The 21645-nt window shown below is 39.4% G+C and carries 16 protein-coding genes; 15 read left to right on the forward strand and 1 reads right to left on the reverse strand.

The annotated features are described in order from the left end of the window. Window positions 1-24 precede the first annotated feature (24 nt). The 15 genes from RZO55_RS04040 (at window position 25) to RZO55_RS04110 (ending at window position 20466) form a co-directional block, all read left to right on the forward strand. Complete coding sequence (locus RZO55_RS04040; protein ID WP_318063006.1) at window positions 25-522, forward strand: HD domain-containing protein; 498 nt, start codon at window positions 25-27, stop codon at window positions 520-522. Window positions 523-841: 319 nt separating this feature from the next. Continuing rightward, window positions 842-3184 carry a helix-turn-helix transcriptional regulator gene (locus RZO55_RS04045; RefSeq protein WP_318063007.1) on the forward strand — a complete coding sequence of 781 codons (2343 nt, stop codon included), beginning with the start codon at window positions 842-844 and terminating at the stop codon, window positions 3182-3184. 134 nt (window positions 3185-3318) lie between these two features. Next, window positions 3319-4248 (forward strand): ABC transporter permease, encoded by a 930-nt coding sequence (locus RZO55_RS04050; protein WP_318063008.1) that lies wholly within the window; start codon window positions 3319-3321, stop codon window positions 4246-4248. 11 nt (window positions 4249-4259) lie between these two features. After that, window positions 4260-5150 carry a carbohydrate ABC transporter permease gene (locus RZO55_RS04055; RefSeq protein ID WP_318063009.1) on the forward strand — a complete coding sequence of 297 codons (891 nt, stop codon included), beginning with the start codon at window positions 4260-4262 and terminating at the stop codon, window positions 5148-5150. 51 nt (window positions 5151-5201) lie between these two features. Next, window positions 5202-6974: a type 2 periplasmic-binding domain-containing protein gene (locus RZO55_RS04060; RefSeq protein ID WP_318063010.1), complete on the forward strand. Its 1773-nt coding sequence runs from the start codon at window positions 5202-5204 to the stop codon at window positions 6972-6974. A gap of 48 nt (window positions 6975-7022) precedes the next feature. After that, the gene (locus RZO55_RS04065; RefSeq protein ID WP_318063011.1) at window positions 7023-8438 is read left to right on the forward strand and encodes a family 43 glycosylhydrolase; all 1416 of its coding nucleotides are present in this window, start codon (window positions 7023-7025) and stop codon (window positions 8436-8438) included. A 16-nt stretch (window positions 8439-8454) separates the two neighbouring features. Further along, window positions 8455-10761, forward strand: a complete 2307-nt coding sequence (locus RZO55_RS04070) for a glycoside hydrolase family 95 protein (protein ID WP_318063012.1) — start codon at window positions 8455-8457, stop codon at window positions 10759-10761. 24 nt (window positions 10762-10785) lie between these two features. Further along, on the forward strand, window positions 10786-13224 hold the full coding sequence (locus RZO55_RS04075; RefSeq protein WP_318063013.1) for a glycoside hydrolase family 2 protein: 2439 nt from the start codon (window positions 10786-10788) through the stop codon (window positions 13222-13224). 38 nt (window positions 13225-13262) lie between these two features. Beyond that, complete coding sequence (locus tag RZO55_RS04080) at window positions 13263-15092, forward strand: glycoside hydrolase family 36 protein (RefSeq protein ID WP_318063014.1); 1830 nt, start codon at window positions 13263-13265, stop codon at window positions 15090-15092. A gap of 81 nt (window positions 15093-15173) precedes the next feature. Beyond that, complete coding sequence (locus tag RZO55_RS04085) at window positions 15174-15482, forward strand: glutaredoxin (protein ID WP_318063015.1); 309 nt, start codon at window positions 15174-15176, stop codon at window positions 15480-15482. A 54-nt stretch (window positions 15483-15536) separates the two neighbouring features. Then, a complete protein-coding gene (locus tag RZO55_RS04090) occupies window positions 15537-16046 on the forward strand; it encodes a flavin reductase (protein ID WP_318063016.1) in 510 nt (169 codons plus the stop codon). Window positions 16047-16114: 68 nt separating this feature from the next. Then, on the forward strand, window positions 16115-16249 hold the full coding sequence (locus RZO55_RS04095; protein WP_318063017.1) for a hypothetical protein: 135 nt from the start codon (window positions 16115-16117) through the stop codon (window positions 16247-16249). Window positions 16250-16411: 162 nt separating this feature from the next. Then, window positions 16412-17023: a TetR/AcrR family transcriptional regulator gene (locus RZO55_RS04100; protein ID WP_318063018.1), complete on the forward strand. Its 612-nt coding sequence runs from the start codon at window positions 16412-16414 to the stop codon at window positions 17021-17023. Window positions 17024-17035: 12 nt separating this feature from the next. Further along, window positions 17036-19597, forward strand: a complete 2562-nt coding sequence (locus RZO55_RS04105; protein ID WP_318063019.1) for a PEP/pyruvate-binding domain-containing protein — start codon at window positions 17036-17038, stop codon at window positions 19595-19597. Between the two features lie 92 nt (window positions 19598-19689). Beyond that, window positions 19690-20466, forward strand: coding sequence for an EFR1 family ferrodoxin (locus RZO55_RS04110; RefSeq protein ID WP_318063020.1), 777 nt, complete (start codon window positions 19690-19692; stop codon window positions 20464-20466). Between the two features lie 274 nt (window positions 20467-20740). On the opposite strand, the gene RZO55_RS04115 is transcribed toward RZO55_RS04110, so the two are convergent. After that, on the reverse strand, window positions 20741-21508 hold the full coding sequence (locus RZO55_RS04115) for a hypothetical protein (protein ID WP_318063021.1): 768 nt from the start codon (window positions 21506-21508) through the stop codon (window positions 20741-20743). Window positions 21509-21645: the final 137 nt, after the last annotated feature.

The following is a 21645-nucleotide window of genomic DNA, read 5'->3' on the forward strand; positions in this document are numbered from 1 at the left end:
ATAAGTAAGGAGGGGTCTTGGCGGATGAATACCATAAACAGAGTGATTGCAAAGATGATGGACTATTATAAAGGTGATCCAAAAAGGATTCAGCATTTTATCAAAGTATACCAGTTTGGAAAACTCATAGGAGAAGAAGAGGGGCTTGATGCACACAAGCAGCGGATTCTGGAAACTGCCTGTGTGGTTCATGATATTGGTATTAAGGCAAGCGAGGAAAAATATCACAGCAGCGCAGGCAATTACCAGGAGCTGGAAGGGCCTCCCATCGCAAGAAGTCTTCTTATGTTTTTTGATTATTCTCCGGAAGAGATTGACCGTATCTGCTGGCTGGTAGGTCACCATCATACATATACAAATATAGAAGGGGCGGATTATCAGATTCTCGTGGAAGCTGATTTTCTTGTAAATGCATGGGAGGACGGGATGTCCAGGGAGGCAGTTGAAAGTGTCAGGAAAAAGATATTCACAACAGCAGCAGGAATCCGAATGCTTGAAACCATGTATAATAACTTGACTTAAAAATTGCATATAATAAAATAAGTATTGAATATACACGTTTGTATGATTTTATGTAATAATAGTGAATAAACAGATGGAAATCTGCTCGGGGATATCATTAACGATGCTGTGACATAAAGTTTTGACACTATCAATTTAAAATAATAAATAGGGTTGTTGCATTTTAGTAACAGGAAATAAGATGATAAGTGGCTGACTATTCATATAAGCTTTAACAAACAGTCATGGAATCTATCTCCTATACTTTATTTGCAGCAACCCTTTTTTATTTATATTTACATAGTTCATAAAAATAAAATTTCCCGTAAGGAGACCTGTTATGAAACAAAATGGAAAAAGAATTTATAAATTATTCAGAAAATCCAAGGCCCATACCATTTTGTATCAATTTATGGTGACGTATTTTATTGTATTATTTATTCCGCTATTGATCTGCAGTGTTTATTATATAAGAATGATTTCAGTAATCGGCAGTGACGATATACAGGCAAGGAAAACAGAGTTAAAACATGCTGCAGTTTTAGTGGATACTATGCTTGATGAAGTCTCCTATCTGGGAGACAGTCTTGCTTCTAATACAGGTGTTAATACCTTTAAGAGAATTTCTGCTGCTTTTGATGGTTCAAATTCCTATAAGGTTTATGAACTGCACGCCATGCTTCCGGATCTATATGCCATTAATCAGTCTGTTTTTGATTATTTCATATTTTTTGATAAGAGTGAAACAGTAATAAATAAGCAGATTGCCTATACATACAAGGATTTCTATGATCTCTACCTGCATGAGAAAAAGTATGAAAGTTACGATGACTGGTACCATCATATGAAAGAGGATAAAGTGATTTACGGATTAAGTCCCATGGAATCTTATCAATATAAAACGAAGACTCCCTTAAATATGATTGCCTATACAAGGCCTATGATCTATGGGGATTATAACGGTAAGAGCAGAATACAGATCATGTTTAAAGATACGGTATTAGAAACCTTAATGCCTGCTCGGGCTGATAATAGTATCCAGTTTATAAAAGATTTTCATGGCAGGCTGCTGTACTATAAAGCCCAGGGGGAACCCCAAAAGACTACCCAGGGGGAGGTAACCAGAGCGGTTGATTCGGTCATTATCCAAATTGAGAATCCTGAAAATCAGACAGTACTGCTTGATAGAGAAAAATATCTGGTAATCCGGTATGCCTCAGATAAATCCGGGTTGGAATATTATATGCTGCAGCCAATGATGGCAGTCAACAGCAGGAGCATTTACAGTATATTCATGCTGGCCGTTTTTGTATTTGCTGCGGTCACTGTGGGAATCATATTAAGTTATTATATGTCCAGGAAAAGTGCCACTCCCATTAATGATATTATGAAAGAAGTTTCCCAAAGTACGAAACGGTTTCATGGACATCAGGCAGTATTTTTAAGTTTAAAGGAGACTTTTAAGCATCTGGTGAATACCAATACGGATATGGTAAGGGTAATTGAAAGCCAGAAACCATTTTTGAGGAATGCTTTCTTAAACCGATTATTATATGGTAATTTCACTACAGAAGAGGATGCATGCATAATTGCAGATAATATTGGGCTGATTCACAGAGACAGGGTCTTTGGCATCCTTGTTTTCCGTTTTAATGCGGATATAGATAAAATAGTAGAAGATGATCTGAAACTGATTAACTCCTGCATTCTTTCAATGATTGAAGTGTTGAAAGAGATTCTTCCAGACAGCCTCTATACGAATCTGGACGGTGATCAGGTAGTACTTCTGATGAGTATCGAAAAGAAACGCAGAGAGTATTTTAAAGAAGAGACAGAACGAAATATCAGGAAAATTAAGGAAACAATGCCCTTAGATGTATCGGAGCAGTTCTTTGTATACGGGGGAAATGAAGTAGAGAGTCTGACGGAACTTAAGGATTCCTATAATAATGCAGTGTATATGTTCCAGAATGAGAAGGGGCAGATTGATAATACTGTCATCTGGTATATCAATAATTTTGTAAATATTCCTTCCTATCCGCCCCAGGATTTTTCGCTGAAACTCATGCATTATGTAATGGCTGGAGATAGTGAGGGACTCCATGATGCGCTTGAGGAAATTATTAAAAAGTATTTTATTGAGAACAGCCTTCCAGTTTACCTTCAGCATATGCTTTTGAATGAATTGCAGACAGCTCTATTTCGCATAATCCGCCGGATTGGAACAGACGAATCGGAATACAGTACTTATTATAATAAATTAGAGGAAAATAGTAATGCAACGCTGCTGAATCAGTTTACCCTCACTCTTAACTTGTACCGGGCGGTATGTAAAGGTGTCGGTGACAAAAAGAAGCTTAAGGATACTTCTGTGATTACAGCTTCCATTGCTTCCTATATTGATATTAATTACGGCGATAAAAATCTGTCTCTTACCAGTGTTGCTGATATATTCGGTATAAGTGAACCCTATTTATCCAGTATATTTAAACAGTACCTGGGAATTAATTTTTCTACCTACATGGAAGGGGTAAGAATTGAAAAGGCAAAGGAATTTTTAGAAAAGACGAATTTGTCCATTGGTGAAATTTCCGATCATGTAGGTTATGGTTCGGCTAATTCTTTCTGCCGGGCTTTTAAAAGAGTAATGGGAAGCAGTGCTTCCGAATACCGAAAAAAATAAAAGGGATAAGAGGGCGTAGAAGCCTTGATAACAGCGGAGTCTTAAAATATGAATAGTGGGGAAAAAGTATTGTATATATATTTTTGACCAGCAGTGTGCAATGATGAAAAAAAGAAAAGGGAGAGGTGAATGAAATGCAAATTCAAAAGAAAGGAAGCTTTACGAAATATTTCTCTGCACACTGGCAATTATATCTTATGATGTCACTGCCTTTAAGTGTATTACTGATTTTTGCTTATGGTCCCATGTACGGCATTATACTTGCTTTTAAAAATTATAAAGTAAGTCTGGGGATATGGAATAGTCCATGGACCGATCATTATGGTTTTAATAATTTTATAAGATTTTTTAACAACTATAATTTTAAAGAATGTCTCCGCAATACCCTGGTGGTTTCCATCTATTCCATGGTGGTAAGCATACCCTGTTCCATATTTTTAGCACTTTCCTTAAATTATACTAAAAATGTTTTATTTAAGAAAACAGCCCAGCTGATTACGTATTGTCCGTATTTTATATCTACAATTGTATTTGTAGGAATTATAAATATAATTTTGGACAACAGAACCGGTGTAGTCGGCAGTATTCTTTATAATCACTTCGGTATTAATGTATTGGGCAGTGCTGGATTGTTTCCTTCTCTTTATGTATGGTCAGGTGTTTGGCAGGGGATAGGTTTCGGCGCAATTATTTATATTGCTGCACTGGCTGGTGTGGATATGGAGCAGCATGAGGCAGCCATTATAGATGGAGCCACTCTTTTACAGAGAATACGGTTTGTGGATATACCGGCTATTATACCTACTGTGGTTATTATGATGATCTTAAATATGGGAAGTTTATTAAATGTGGGATATGAGAAAGTTCTTGCCATGCAGAACCAGAATAACCTGGTTGCTTCTGAGATTATTACTACATATTCTTATAAGGTATCATTGGTTTCCACTTTTCCGGATTATCCGTATTCTACCGCAATTGGATTGTTCCAGTCCCTGGTTGGGTTGTTTCTGATACTAGCCGCAAACAAAATCGCCAATAAAGTATCAGGAAATGGTTTTATGTAAAGGGGAAAATTATGAAGAGTAAAAGAATTACACAGGATAAGGCAGTTTATTTCATCAATTATATATTACTCACCCTGCTGTTAATTGTTGTGTTATATCCGATTGTCTATATTATCAGCTGTTCGTTCAGCAACGGTAATGCACTGATGTCTGGAAAGGTTAAACTCTTTCCGGTAGGATTTACCCTGGACAGCTATGAAACAGTATTTAAATATAAATCAATCTGGACTGGATTTAAGAATTCTCTTACATATACGCTTTGCGGCGCATTAATCAGTATAATCCTTACGTTGTTTGCAGCATATCCCTTATCCAGAGCTGATTTCAGGGGAAGAAAAATATTCACAGGAATTTTTTTGTTTACCATGATGTTTTCCGGTGGTTTAATACCTACTTTTATGTTAGTTAAGAATCTTAGGCTGATTGATACAATGTGGGCGGTCATTTTACCCGGTGCAGTCAGTGCTTATAATGTGATCGTTGCAAGAACATTCTTTGATCAGACGATTCCCAAAGAATTACTGGAAGCCTCAAAGATGGATGGATGCTCTGATTTTAAATTCTTTTCCATGATAGTTGTGCCTTTGTCTAAACCAATTATAGCAGTTCTAAGTCTTTGGGTGACGGTTTCCCTATGGAATTCTTATTTTAACCCTATGATTTATATTAATTCCACAGATAAATATCCCTTACAGCTGGTACTCAGAAAAATTATTCTGATGTCCCAGGTGGATCTGTCTTCCGCCAATGTCGATCCGGCTATGGTGGCAAAAAATCAGTATTTAAGTGAGATGCTAAAGTATGGAACAATCATTATCAGCAGTCTTCCCTTAATGATTGCCTATCCTTTCGTACAGAAATATTTTGTAAAGGGTGTTATGATTGGTTCTGTTAAAGGCTGAGTCTGTAACTTTTGAAAGTTTATATAGGAATAAAGAGGAGGAAAATTGAAAATGAGAAGGTTTTTTAACAAACGTACGATATCAGTAATAGCTTCAGCGGCTATGGTAGTATCACTGCTGGGAGGCTGTGGGAACTCAGGTACCAAAACTAACGTTTCCAAAACAGATGATGCAAATTCTGTATCTTCTGAAGATTCATTTAATTTCAAATCTGTTAAAGATGTAACTTTTCCACTGAAGCAAAAACTGGAATTAACAGTTTTTGTATATGCGACTGCTACAGGCGGCGGTACGTATCAAAATAACTATGTAACCGACTGGATTGAGCAAAAAACTAATATTCATTTAAATTATGTATATGATTTAGATGGTGATGATGCAAAAACCAAATTAAATCTTGTTATGACAGATACAGCCAGTCTTCCGGATATCTTCCTTGCCACGAACTGGACGAAATCAGAAGTACAGTCTTATGGACAGCAGGGACTGATCCTGCCCCTTAATGATTATTTAAAGGATGCACCGAACTGGAATGCCAATAATGAAAAGAGTCCTGGCAGGAAAGCAGATCTTACAATGACTGACGGAAACATCTATACATATGGTGATGAGAATGAATGCTTCCATAGTATGTTCCAGAACAGAATGTGGATCTATATGCCCTGGGTAGATAAGCTCAATGATGGTAAGGTACCTCAGACCACAGATGAACTGTATGATTACATGAAAAAAATCAAAACCCAGGATCCCAATGGTAACGGTGCAGCAGATGAAATACCTATGACCGGTTATATTGGCGGCTGGGCGACCGATCCTACAGTTTGGATGATTAACTCATTTGTACAGTGTAATAATCCGTTAAGCAATACGAACCCTACGGTAGCAGCCGGATTTGTGGTTGATAATGGAAAAATTGAGTATAACGTAATGAAAGACCAGTATAAAGATGCACTTAAATACATGAATAAACTTTATAAAGAAGGCTTACTGGATAATCAGACCTTTACTCAGGATAATACCCAGTTTAATTCTGCATTAAATAATGATGTTCATCTGGTTGGATTATATGCAGATGGCGGTGTGAATGCAGACGGAGATAATTTCTGGGCTAAAAAACCTGGTGACTGGCAGAACTGGGCATGTCTTGAGCCTGTTGCAGGACCTGATGGGGTCAGGCTGGCGGCAAGAAGTATTGCTACTTATTTTGGTTCTTCCATAGGAAGTATATCAGCAAATTGCAAATACCCTGTTATTGCAGCAGCATTATTTGATTTCATGGCATCAGAAGAGGCTTCCAATGTTCAGGCATATGGACCGGAAGGCTTTGGCTGGGATTGGACAAGCGAGGGAACTTCTCTGGGGGATGGTGTTCCAAAATATGAAACACATACAATACCGGATGATTTTGACTGGGTTGGAAACGGATTTTCCCGAAATTATGCTCACAAAGCTTATACTGCCGATGCTATGATAAGATCCAGCAACAATGAATATCGTTCAGCCTTAAAGGTTGAAAATCCGGATCTGGATGTAGAGTATGTATTCCAGAAGGCAGCAGAAAGATATGAAAAATATTCACCGGATATTGACACACTGATTCCAAACTTAGCGTTCGAAGGGGAAGACAGTCAGGCTGTATCGGAATATACACTGACCATCGGAGGATATGTAAACCAGGCTACGGTTCAGTTTATCACCGGAAATCTGGATATTGACAAAGAGTGGGGCAATTACATCAGTAAATTAAAGGATATGGGAGTAGAGGACTACATTGCACGTTATCAGAAATGCTATGATGCTTATATGAAAACAGCAGGCAAGTAATAAAGACTAAACAGTCATACGTATATTGATCAGTGGGAGGTAGTATTTATGAAAAAACAGGCCTTTAATCCGTATCTTCCGTCATGGGAATATATACCTGACGGGGAACCTCATGTATTCGGAGACCGTATTTATGTATATGGATCTCATGACCGGTTCAGGGGCAATGCTTATTGTTTAAATGATTATGTATGCTGGTCGGCTCCGGTAGATGATCTGGGTAACTGGAGATATGAAGGCTTGATTTACCCAAAGGTATCTGATCCCCTTAATAAGGATGGCAGTATGTGTTTGTATGCACCGGATGTGACGTTAGGTCCTGACGGACGTTATTATCTTTATTATGTACTGGATAAAGTAAGCATCGTATCCGTTGCGGTGTGTAAGGAACCGGCGGGGAGATATGAATTTTACGGGTATGTTCATTATGCTGACGGTACACGCCTGGGAGAAGGAAAGGGGGACGAGCCTCAGTTTGATCCGGGAGTCCTTACGGAAGGTGACACAACTTATTTGTATACCGGATTCTGCGGCATCGGGGACAGATCAAGAAGTGGTCCTATGGTTACGGTACTGGGACCTGACATGCTTACTATTGTGGAAAAATCTGTATTTATTGCCCCAAGTGAGCCCTTCAGTGAAGGAAGTTCCTTTATCGAGCATGAATTTTTTGAAGCACCGTCTATCAGAAAAAGAGGAGATACTTATTATTTTATTTATTCCTCTATTGTCATGCATGAATTATGTTATGCAACCAGTAAATATCCTACAAAGGGTTTTGAATATGGCGGAGTGGTCAGCAGTAATTGTGATATGCACATTCATTCCTATAAACCGGCAGAAAAACCCATGTATTATGGATCTAACAATCATGGGAGCATCGTTGAAATCAAAGGCCAGTGGTATGTATTTTACCACCGTCACACAGACGGAACAAATTTCAGCAGGCAAGGCTGTGCGGAGCCGATTAAGTTCCTGGAAGACGGATCCATTATGCAGCCGGAGATGACCTCCTGCGGATTAAACGGGGGACCGCTGGCTGGAAGGGGAGAATATCCTGCTTATTTAGCCTGTAATCTCTTCTGTAAGGACGAAGAGATTTATACTCCCCTTGGAGGCCTGTGGATGGACAGCCGGTTTCCCAAAATAACACAAGATGGGAGAGACGGGGATGAGGAAGTGGGTTATATTCAGAATATGCGTGATACGGCAACTGCAGGATTTAAATATTTTGACTGCAAGGAAATTAAAAGTGTTATAATTAAAGTACGCGGATATTGCAGGGGTCAGTTTGAGATAAAAACAGCCTGGGATGGAGAAGCACTTGTAAGTATTCCAGTCGTTTATACTAATATATGGAAGGAATATGCGGCAGATATTGAAATTCCGGATGGGATCTGGCCAATTTATATTACTTATCGCGGAGAGGGCAGTGCATCGTTACAATCGTTTACTTTAATTTAGTCTGGGGGGTATCCATATGAAGAATCGTTTACTATATGACAGACCGGTTCCGTACAAAAGATTCACATCTGACAGTGAAGAAATCTGGAATGAAGCAGCACCCATTGGCAATGGGAATATGGGAGCTATGGTTTTTGGAGGAGTTCAGACTGATAAATTACAGCTGAATGAGGATACCATCTGGTATGGAAACGGGGGCAGAAACCGTGTGAATCCGGAAGCCAAAGACAATTACCATAAGATTCGCCGGTTATTGTCAGATGGTATGATCTCAGACGCTCAGAAGCTTGCCAGTGATACAATGATGCCGGTTCCTGACCAGCAGAGAAATTACAGTACCGCCGGTGAAATCTTTTTTGAATTCCATGAGGAAAAAGAGGAATTTAAGAATTATATAAGATACCTTGATTTAAATCAGGCGGTTGTAACTATGGAATATGAAATTGGCGGGGGGAAGTACCAGAGAGAATATTTTGCAAGTGCGCTGCACCAGGTAATTGCTCTCCATCAGGAGAGTAAAGAGGAAGAGAAGGTAAATGGCTGCCTGACTTTAACATTTTTCCGCAGTAATGTAGAAAAAATTGAAAAACTCTCTGAACAAATCCTGTCCATGACGGTAAAGGAAGGTGCTGGAGGCTGTTGTTATTGCGTAATGGCGGCAATTAAGAATGAAGGCGGTACCGTGGAGATTCACAGAGATCAGATCCGCGTAAAGGAAGCAGATTCCTTTACGATCTATCTTTCAATCCGAAGTGATTTCTATAAGGAAGAACCAGCCGGATGGTGCAGAGAAAAACTTGAGTCTGTACTTAAACTGCCTTATGAGCTTGTAAAGTCAGAGCATATAAAGGAGTACCAAAGCTATTTTAACCGCGTTCAATTTTCATTAGGCCAGGATACTGGGAAAGAGGAAAGGACGATTCCTGAAAGACTAAAATCCATGCAGCAGGGAGAACAGGATCTGGAGCTGATTGCAGAGTATTACCAGTTTGGCAGATATCTGCTGATATCAAGCAGCAGACCGGGGTCACAGCCGGCAAATTTACAGGGCATCTGGAACCGGAATGAGCATCCGGCCTGGGGAAGTAAATATACAATTAATATTAATACGGAAATGAATTACTGGCCTGCAGAAAGCTGCAATTTATCGGAATGCCACCTTCCGTTGTTTCAATTAATCCGCAGAATGCTTCCATATGGTCAGAAGGTTGCAAGGGATATGTATGGTCTGTCCGGTTTTGTTGCCCACCATAATACAGATTTGTTTGGGGACTGCGCTCCCCAGGATGCAGTGATGCCGTCTACGATCTGGCCAATGGGAGCAGCCTGGCTTTGCATACATATCTGGAATCATTATGAATATACCCTGGATCAGGAATTTCTGAAAGAGAATATGGATCTGATAAAGGAAGCCAGTCTTTTTATATCGGAGTACCTCTTTGAAAACCAACAGGGGAAACTGGTAACAGGACCTTCCATATCACCGGAAAACACCTATCTCCATCAAAGTGGACAGGAGGGACAGCTTTGTATCGGGCCGTCCATGGATACTGAGATTATCAGGGACCTGTTTGAGGCTTGTATCAAAGGGGCAGAGATTACTGACTGCGAGGATGATTTAACAAATAAATTAAGAACAATTTTACTGCGTCTGCCGGAACTGTCTGTGGGTAAATATGGACAGTTAATGGAATGGGCGGAAGACTATGAGGAATTGGAGCCTGGGCACCGTCATATCTCCCATCTGTATGCACTGTATCCGTCTGAGCAGATCACTTATGAGAGAACTCCGGAATTAATGGAGGCTGCAAGGGAGACCTTAGAAAGACGTCTTAAAAACGGAGGCGGTCATACCGGCTGGTCGAGAGCCTGGATTATTACCATGTGGGCCAGACTCAGGGACGGTGAAAAAGCAGGAGAGAATATCAGGGATCTATTGACAAAATCAACCTATCCCAATCTTTTTGACTGTCATCCTCCGTTTCAAATTGACGGAAATTTCGGCGGTACGGCAGGAATTAAGGAGATGTTACTGCAATGCATAAACGGTGAGCTTACGTTTCTGCCCGCACTGCCAAAAACCTGGGACTGCGGATATATAAGCGGACTAAAGGCCAAAGGAGCTGTAACCGTTTCCTTTACCTGGAAGGAAGGAGAGGTTATTTCCGGCAGTATTCTTGCAGAAAAAGGAGGAAGGTGCTGTTTTATAAAGCCTGACAGCATTACAAAGATCGTTTCCGGGCAAAAGGTAAACATTACTTATGAAGGTCAGAAGGTAGTCTGTTACGGTGAGGGTGTTTATGATATACAGCTCTTAGCGTAAAGTTGAGGCAGGAGAAAGAATCTTATGAAGAACAGGGCGGGAAGGCAAAAGCTGCTGCAAAACAATAATTGGAAATTTATGCATGGTGATTATAAAGACGCGAAGGATTTTCAATATGATGACAGTAAATGGTATGATATTGGAATACCGCACTCATTTGGGATACCGTATTTTCAGGAAAACGAATTTTATGTTGGTTATGGCTGTTACCGCAAAATACTTTATATAGATGAGTCGTGGCTGAGCAAGAAATTATCCCTGGAATTCCAGGGAGCGTTTCAGGATGCTGAGGTTTATTTAAATGGTCAGTTAGCCGGGGTACATAAAGGCGGATATACTGCTTTTGAGATTGATATCACACTTTATGCAATGGCGGGGGATAACTTATTATTTGTCAGGCTTAATAATAACTGGAACCCAAGGCTGGCGCCCCGTGCAGGAGAGCATGTATTTAATGGAGGAATATACCGGGATGTAAGTCTGCTGATTACAGAACCGGTACATATCAGCTGGTACGGAACTTTCGTTAATACCTCTGCCGTTTCTAAAGAGGAAGCGGTTGTAGATATCACTACGGAGGTATTGAATGAAACAGATTCAGCGGTTACCTGCAGATTGGTTTCTGTTGTCGAATATAAAGGGGAAGCGGTAATCCGTATATCGGATACAGGCATACTTAACTCAAAGAGCCAGATGGTCTTTCATCAGAGTGATAAAATTCGTGATCCTAAGTTATGGCATCCGGATACACCTGAGTTATATGTTTTGAAAAGTTTTGTTTACCTGGGAGATGAGTTATATGATGAATATAAAACCAGCTTTGGCATCCGGTGGTTTCTGTTTACTTCGGATAAGGGATTTTTCCTGAATGGAGAACACTACGACATAAACGGAGCCAATGTACATCAGGATCATGCCGGCTGGAGTGATGCAGTCACTCATTCCGGAATACGCAGAGATGTTAAAATGGTGAAAGACTGCGGCATGAATTTTATCAGGGGTTCCCATTATCCCCATCACACTGTATTTGCAGAAGAATGCGATAAACAAGGCGTTTTATTCTGGTCGGAAAATTGTTTCTGGGGGACTGGCGGACCAAAGGAAGAGGGATACTGGACCAGCAGCGCTTATCCGATTAAGGAAGAAGATCAATTGGAGTTTGAAGAGAGTTGCATCCGTATGCTGAAAGAGATGATACGAACGAATCGGAATCATCCGAGTATTATTGTGTGGAGTATGTGCAACGAACCGTTTTTTACTACTGCTGAAGTCATGGATAAGGCAAAAAAGCTGGTGAAACGGCTGGTAAAGGTAAGTCATGAAGTAGATCCGACACGTCCTGCAGCCGTTGGCGGAGCCCAGAGAGGTGGTTTTGATACCCTGGGAGATATCGCAGGGTATAATGGAGACGGGGCAGTTATTTTTCATAATCCGGGCTTCCCAAACTTTGTTTCGGAATATGGCAGCTATGAAGAAAGCACCCGCCCGGGCAGTATTACCCATGCTGGTATGGAGATGGAATATCAGTGGCGTTCCGGTAAGGCATTATGGTGTGCTTTCCACCATGGAAGTATATTGTGGAATATGGGATATTTAGGAATGATTGATTATTACAGACTGCCGCTTAATCTATGGTACTGGTTTAGAGAAACACTGCTGGGAATTAAGCAGCCGGAACCGGTTAAGGAAGGGATTGCGCATGCGCTGAGGGTCACGGCAGACCGGACATGTATTGGGACAGACGGCACGGAAGATGCTTTTATCATGGTTGAAATAATTGATCAGGCCGGCAACAGGATAGCAAATACCATGGAAATCGTGTTGGAGGTTGTGAGCGGCGGAGCAGTTTTTCCCACAGGTAAGCGTTTTGTTTTTTCACCTGGGAAAAGGAATTTTTATGAAGGTCTTGGAGCAATTGAACTGCGTTCTTATTATGCGGGAGAAAACAGGATAACAGCGGTTGCAGAAGGGTTGGCTGCAGTAGAACTTATTATCAGTGCAGCAGGTGAGGAACTTTGGGAGAATCAAAGGCTGACGGAGCTATTACCGCCGCCGTCGGTTAAGGGGATGCCAAAGCATGACAAGAGTTTCAACATTGGAGTCAGCAGACCGGTTTTTGCTAGCAGCGAACAACCGGATTATGCTGCCAGAAATGTGACGGACCAAAGCAGCACCAGGCCGTGGCGAGCCACTGAGAAGAAGCAGGGCGAGTGGATTATGGTTGATCTTGAGGGTTCCAAACCGGTAAACAGGGGAGAAATATTTTTTGAAGAGGTTAACAGTAATCCTTTTGAAATCAGCATTTCCAGTAATGGAGTGGATTTCAAGGTAATAGCTGTCAGTAAGGACAGAGCTGTTAATTCATTTTTAGATATAAGTCTGGGAGGAAAATCTCTTAGATATTTTAGAGTACAATTTCCGGAAGAATCTGCTGCTATCATTAAAATCAAATTATTCAGTTAGATAATAGATCAGTAAAAGACGATATAAGGAGTTCAGCAATGGAATATTATGTAGAATTGAAATTAAGAAAAGATGCCCATAATGGCGGGTTTTCCAATGGCCTGACCTTATGCGGAGGTGAATCCACGAAAGGACTCGAAAGAGTTCTTGAAAAAGCTGATTCAATAGTATATAAAAACAGTGCCAGCCAGTATGTAACACTGGATATGGTAAATAGTAACGATACCGTTGAGGTAAACACTATATTTGAGAACAAAGGTACTGAAACTGCAACTTTAGAGATGCTCTCATCTTTTGCTCTAAAGGGAATAAAAGCGGACAAAATCCACAGACTTCAATCTTTTTGGAGTGCGGAAGGAAAACTCAGGACAGAAACAATTGAGGAACTGCACTTAGAGCCATCCTGGAACAGATGTGGTATGCGGGTTGAGAAATTTGGCAATTTAGGATCTATGCCGGTGCGGAAGTACTTCCCTTTTATAGCGTTGGAAAACAGTGAAACACATGAATTTACTGCGGTTCAGTTATACACCCCCTTCTCCTGGCAGATTGAGATCCTGTGCAAAGAGGATGAAACTCTGTCACTTGTGGGTGGTATTGCAGACAGGGACTTTGGACACTGGTTTAAGAATATTGCACCGGGGGAGAACTTTACAGCCCCCAAAGCGGTCATTGCCAGGGGGAGTTCCCTCTATGAGGTGTGTGATAAACTGGTGAAGGCACAAAATCCTGAGATATCCCAACTGGATCAGGATATGGGTATTATGTTTAATGAATATTGTACTACCTGGGGTAACCCAAGCCTGGAAAACATCAAAAAAATATGTAATAAGTTAAAGGATAAGGAGGTTAAGTACCTGGTAATTGATTCCGGCTGGTATGGTGAAAATGAGGGCTGGTGGGAAAGCATTGGGGACTGGGATGTGAATTATGAAAAGTTCCCGGGCGGCTTAAAAAAAGCTGCGGATTATATCAGGGAATGCGGGATGATACCCGGTCTCTGGTTTGAACCGGAATCCGTAGGCAGACTGTCAAAACACTGGGACAATTCGGAACATTTGCTGAAAAAAGATGGCGTAGTGCTTACGGTTGGAGAGAAACGTTTCTGGGATATGTCCGATCCCTGGGTTATGGATTATTTAAATAATGCGGTCATAAAAACCCTGAAAGAATGCGGATTTGGGTATATTAAAATTGATTATAACGATACCATCGGCATTGGCTGTGACGGGACCGAAAGTCTTGGAGAAGGGTTAAGGCAGAGAGTCAGGGCAACCCAGGAATTTTTCAAAAAAATCAAAAGTGAAATACCGGACATTGTAATTGAGAACTGTTCCAGCGGAGGACACAGGCTGGAGCCATCCATGATGGAACTGGTATCCCAGGCAAGCTTTTCCGATGCTCATGAAACCACGGCCATACCGATTATTGCGGCAAATATGCATAGAGTAATAAAGCCGTCCCAAAGTCAGATTTGGGCAGTTATGCGTGGCGATGACAGCAATAATAGAATCAACTATTCCATTATCAGTACTTTTTTGGGCAGAATGTGCTTAAGTGGTGATATCTATGATCTGACTGAAAAACAGTGGGAAGTCATTGAGGCGGGAATGGAATTTTATAAAGAAGCAGCTGATATCATAAAATACGGAAGAACAATTAAATATGAAAACAGTACGAAAAGCTATAATAATCCCCAGGGAGAACAGCTTGTTATCCGGGAATTTTGCAATAAACAGTTAGTGGTTGCTCATAGATTTGAGAATTCCAAAGAAATCAGCTTCGATTTCCTGCAGAATAAAAAAATCATAAAAGAATATGGGGTTATCGATGGTGATTTTACTGCTAAGGCCTGGCTGATAGGATAAATGCGCTTATGTAAAAAAATTAGAAAAGAAACCGGATTATATGATATACTGATCACATCAAAGCCTGTGAAGGAGATCCAAATGAAAATTATTATGTATGGGACAGAAATCTGTTCGGATTGTGTAGCAGCAAAGGCCCAGCTTGGAAATCATGCTGCTATTGAACTGGATTACAGAAATATAACAGAGAATACGGCAACAATGAAAGAATTTCTTATTCATCGGGATCATGATGAGATGTTTAAACCAATCATAGAAGCAGGTAAAATCGGAATCCCTCTGTTTATTCTGGAAGATGGGACGCAGACCTTTGATCTGGCTGATTTTATGGATGAGATAAAAGCTCAGCCTGTGAAAAATGCCTGTTCCATTGACGGAAAAGGGTGCTGATTAACGGTTTTTCATATCCTGTATCAGGATAATAATTATATCAGGAGGTAATTTATGAATACGTTTCAAACCATTACTGCAAAAGAATTCGATTACAATCCATTTCAGTTAATCGGGGATGAGTGGATGCTGATTACTGCTGAAAAAGATGGGAAGGTTAATACCATGACTGCTTCCTGGGGCGGATTAGGAATTTTATGGAACAGGAGTGTCGCTTATGCAGTGATCAGGAAGAGCCGTTTTACAAAAGAATTTGTAGATGGAGCGGACCATTTTTCTCTCTCCTTTTTGGATCATAAGACATATGCAAAAGAACTGGGATATTTAGGCAGCGTATCGGGAAAAGACGAAGATAAGATAAAAAAGACCGGTGTAACGGTTAATCATGAGGACGGTGTACCGTTTATTGATGAGGCTTCCAAAGTTTTAATCTGTGAGAAATTGTTTGTGGCAGATATGAAGCCGGAGAATTTTGTGCTTCCTGAAATCGACAGCAAATTTTATGCGGATAAAGATTATCATTATCTGTATATTGGAGGCATCACAAAGATACTGAGCAGATAATGACTGGCGGGCATACATAGGATTCCGAAAATGACGCATTATAAATAAAAAATGAAAGGAGCCTGTTTATGCCAAAAGACAGTCAGCCGGATAATAAGGAAGCCAGAATGGAAAAATGCAATGGCCAGACGCCTATAACAAGAGAGAATTTAAATAAGAATAAAAATGCAAAGCGTAAGTCCATTAAGCATAATGATGTTTAACCATCTGAAGAAAACCCCAGAGCTCACATCTCTGGGGTTTTCGCTTTGTGTGTTCTGCATAGCCGAAGATAAATTCGGCATTGACAACTTCTGTCTATTATGATAGTTTGATTATAGACAGAAGTTGTCAATTGAATGCGTTAAAGAATAGAGGAGTGCAGGATGGATATAGAGCGTTTTTCTGACATCGACCTGGAGAACGAAAAGGTACTACGTATTGTAAATTGTGGATTTAAGGTGTTTGCGAAGAATGATTTTGAAAAGGCGTCAACAAACTTAATCGTGGAAGAGGCTGAGATTTCCAGAGGTCTTTTATATCATTATTTTAAAAACAAGAGCGAGCTGTATGAATTCCTCTTGTACTTTTCCGGGCAACAAGTTTTAAGTAACATGGTGGATTCTGTTGACTGGTCCAATACCGACTTTCTATTGCGGATAAGGCAGGCTTTGATTTCCAAAATAGAAACTCTTGCGAAATATCCATATCTTTACGAATTTTGCGACAAATATGCAAGAGAATATGCGGAGGAATTGAAACAAAAATTAATGCCTTGTATAAAGAAACGCATATTTGAGGAGAATCTTGATTTTTCACAGCTTCGTAAGGAAATTGACCCAGAAATGATGAAAAGTACCGTAGTCAATACTTTGAGCAAAATTATAACTTCAATATTTAAAAATGGATCTGAACTCAGTAATGCAGAAATAATTAAGCTTGCAACAGCAGAAATAGATAAATATCTGCAGTTTTTTAGAATTGTATTTTATATATGAAGGAGGTAGGTCATGAATAAAGTTTATAATTTCGGCTCAAAAACAATACCGCTGCTTTCTGAGGCTGGCGGCAAAGCAAAGGCGCTGATCGAAACAACAAAAGCTGGTTTTCCTGTGCCCGATGGTCTCGTTCTGACAGTAGATTTTTTTACAGCATGGACAGATAAAATCAAGGAGACCAAACAATGGAAGTCTCTGATTTTAGAAGTTACAAAGGACAGGTGCGATGATCTGAAAGCATTAGCAGAAAGCCTGACTTTTGATGAGGAACAAAGAAAGCTGATTTCTGATGAAATAAAAAACATCAATTCAAATTTTTATGCTGTTCGTTCTTCTTCTCCGGAAGAGGATTTGGAGGGAACCAGCTTTGCAGGAATGTATGAAACATTTTTAGGAGTCACTCCTGATATGCTGGAAAAATTTATTGCAAGGGCGTTTGCCTCCATGCTTGATTATCGGGTAATGGAATATAAGGCACAACACAATCTTTGTATTGAAAACACAAAGATTGCCGTAATTATTCAAAAACAGCTTTATTCTGCTATAAGTGGAATCGGATTTTCGGTAAATCCTCAAAACAACAGCTATGACCAGGTAATGATAAACGCTTCCTTTGGTTTAGGAGAATATATTGTTGGTGGGAAGGTTTCCTCGGACAGTTACATCGTAAATACCGCTCAAAACAAGATTACCTCAAAGAAAATTAAAAATAAAAAAGTTGCGCTTCATATCCATAATGACGGTGGAACAACAGAATCTATTTGTGATCACCCACACAAACAGGCACTCACGGATGAACAGATCTTTGAGCTGGCAGACCTTATTAAAAAATGTGAATTCTACTATGGTAAACCTGTGGATACAGAATGGGCATACGAAAATGACAGGCTGTATCTACTACAGTCCCGCCCGATTACTACATGTTTTCCCGTTTATAAAGAACTTTTGAGCAAACCGTATGAGCGAAAAGAGCTTTATCTTGATATTGTAAAAACGTCACAAGGGTTCCAATGGTCTATGAGTGAGCTTGGCTGTGATCTGTTTTGTGAGCTTATTAGTAAGGCAAAGCAAGGCTTATTTCCCATAGGAAGGGACGGAGCGGTTTATGGGTGTCATGGCAGGGTTTATATACTTCTTGGAAATTTAGGCAGGATTGCAGGCGAATCTAATGTTAAAAAAATTATTTCTTCGGTTGACCCATCCTTTACAAAAGTCTTTTCTTCTCTCGCATTCAAAAATTATTTTCCTAAACACAGGCCTGAAAAAATGAAAGGTATTGTGGGAAAATCATTCAAGCTTGCAGTCAAAATTAGTCCCTCTATGATTATGGCGGCTATTGATTTTGATAAGACAATCAAAGATTATTATAAATCAACCGATTACTGCTTAAAAAAATTGGAGAGCCTTCGTAATAGTAAAGAGAATTTTACCAGTCAGATTAATGCCGCTTTTGAAGTGTTCAATATACTGGTGTCAAAAATGATGCCCATACTCCTTGCAGTGAACGCCACCTCGTCGTTGATGAAAATGTTTAATGATAAAAGCTTGGAAGATGATATTCTCTCACTTAATATGGATTTAAAGGGGAACCCCACAAGTGATATGGGGTATAAACAAGTTAAGCTTGCTTCCTTTCCTGAGTTTATTGCAATCAACAGCTTTGAGGAATTTTCCCGCAGACTAAAAGACAGAGGTTTTTCTGCGGAGTTTACCGGGGTCTATAATGAGTATATGAGGTTATATGGCTGCCGCGGAATCGGTGAGATAGATATTGCCAGAGAGAGAACCCACGAAAACTTAGAGAGATTCTACACCATTCTAAAGCAGATTAATATTTCTGACAATGCGTTAATTAAGGTGCAGGAGAGAAAGAAAGCAGCATATCACAGACTTTTGAACCAGGCTAAAAAGATAGGAAAAGAGAAAAAATTCATAAAACTGGCAAAACAGCTTCAGTGGATGGGGCTGCGTGAGCATCCGAAATACATGTTTGTGTATGCTGTTGATATATTAAGACACAATGCTCTGAAAATTGCGGAGGAATTTGTTTCTGATGGCAGGCTTAACCGGGTGGAGGATATATTTTTTCTGACGAGAGAACAAATTGAAAAGGGGCAAAACAATAAAAATATAAACATTGGTTTATTTGTGAACGAAGAAAAGAAAATACGCAAGCTAACCGAGAACGTGAAAAACTGGCCTGCGATTTTTGATTCCAGAGGCGAGATTTTTACTGTCAGAAGAGAGGCTAAGGAAGGAGAACTCCTGGGAGAGCCGGTTTCACCAGGCGTTGTAAGAGGCAGAGCAAAGGTTCTTCGTGAACCCTTTGAAAAGAGGCTGGAGAAAGGCGAGATTCTTGTGACAATGGCTACTGAACCCAGCTGGACACCGATTTTTATCAATGCCTGTGCTGTAGTAATGGAGATAGGCGGTGCACTGCAGCATGGTGCAATTATTGCAAGAGAATATGGTTTACCATGTGTTACAGGTATTGAAAACGCAACTGAAACGATAAACGACGGAGATTTACTTGAGGTTGATGGTACAAATGGTTTTGTAAAAATCATTAAGTAAAAGACATTGGATAAATAAAAATGATGTGATATATTTAAACGGGGACAACACCTGTTTTAAATTGTAAAGGGAAGAAATGTGGAGGAAAAGTGATGGATAGAAAATTAACGATTATTTATTTTAGTCCGACTGATACTACTAAAAAAATTGTAAATGCTATAGCAAAGGGAATGGGTAATAATTGTGTTCAGACAGTCAATCTGACTGATCCCAAGGCCCGAAGCTTAAATTATTCTTTTAAGAAGGATGAAGTAATTATAGTAGGGGTTCCTGTATATGGTGGAAGGATACCTGGTTTCCTGACCCCTGCTTTAAATAATATAAAGGGTGAGGGTACGCAGGCAGTCTTTGCAGCTGTATATGGAAATCGCGCTTATGAAGATGCACTATTGGAACTTAAAAATACATTTGAAGAGAATGGATTTGTGGGTTTGGCAGCAGGAGCGTTTATCGGTGAACACTCAAACACAGAGAAGGTCGCAGGTGGAAGACCGGATGCTCAGGATATTGAAGCAGCGGAAGGGTTTGGAAGAGAAATTGCCGAGAAAATGAAGAAAAAAAGCATCTCTGGAATAACCGTTAAAGGTGATTACCCGTATAAAGAAAGAAAACCAGCTGTACCGATGGCACCTGATACATCTGAAAGCTGCATACAGTGCGGGATCTGTGCAAAATATTGTCCGATGGAAGCGATCAGTTTCAGTGATGCGAAAATAACAGATCCACTGAAATGTATTCGCTGCAGCAGCTGTGTGAAGCGCTGCCCCCAGAAAGCAAAAACCTTTCATCATGAAGCTTTTAATAAAATAACGGAATGGCTTATAGAAAATTACAGCAAGGACAGATGTGAGCCTGAATGGTTTATATAAATCGCGGGGATACCACGCAAAAAGAGCGGAACCAGATGATTAAGAAGCCTCCGCATTTCTGATTACAACGCCAGAATCCTTATATCTGATGTTGTCCAGTAAATCGGCGGACTTGGGATTTTATGGAACAGAAGTGTTGCCTATGCTGTCATCAGACATAGCCGTTTTACAAAAGAATCTGTAAATGACCAGAAATGATGATAGTGACAACGAGCATGAAAAAATCCTCAGAGTGCAGCTCTGGGGATTTCTTAAACACCCTTTGGGTCAATAATTATTTTTCTATTTTTATATTATCCAAAATAAATGACTTATCTTCATTGATTACAACATCTGCTTTTATAGACCCAATATATTGTGGTGTAGCAATATTAGTGAAAATAGCTTCTATTCCTAAAGTTATATTTACTCCATTGTCAAAAGAAAATGATACATTGTTACCATAAGAAATTTTTTCGAAATTCCAATTAGAATCAGCAAAGTTTTTAAGATCGATGTCATATAAATCTTTTTTATTGATAATTATATCTAAAACATTGTCACTCTGTAATTTGTAGTTAATTGCTTCATTTAACTGTTTTTTATAATTATTTGCTGAAAAATTTATAATATTTAAAGAGTTCTTAGAGTCTTGGTAAAAACCATATAAATCTTCAATATACACCTCAGATCCAGATTCAATATTAAAAGAGCATAATATAATGTCCTCTTGACCTATTTGAATAGCTTTTAATTTAGGAAGAACAAACATTGGTGTCATATATTTGATGTCATATTTTTTTAACTCATTTCCATATCTGACTATGATACCTTTATAACTATCAGTATTATCATTTATGCCATATATATAGAAATTCTTTTCTGGAATTTCAGCTAATAAAGGAAATTTAGATTTTTTAAATGTAACTTCATTTGTAATATTCTTATCTAATTTATCAATACTTAACTCTTTATTCGCTTGATGTTTGCTTAAATATAATATGACTATTCCAGCTAATATAACTGCTATACCAAAAAAAATATACTTTCTTTTAACGTTCATACTTAGTTTCCCTCCTTGATAATTTAATTACTATAATAGTTTATGCACAAAATTTTGTCAACTGTTGCAACTACTTGAGTTTCCGCAGATTTATCCACAGACTTCTTGTTTTCTGACTTCGCAATAAACAACTTTCA

This window comes from Clostridium boliviensis, from assembly GCF_033342255.1.
Classification (GTDB): Bacteria; Bacillota; Clostridia; order Lachnospirales; family Lachnospiraceae; genus Lacrimispora; species Lacrimispora boliviensis.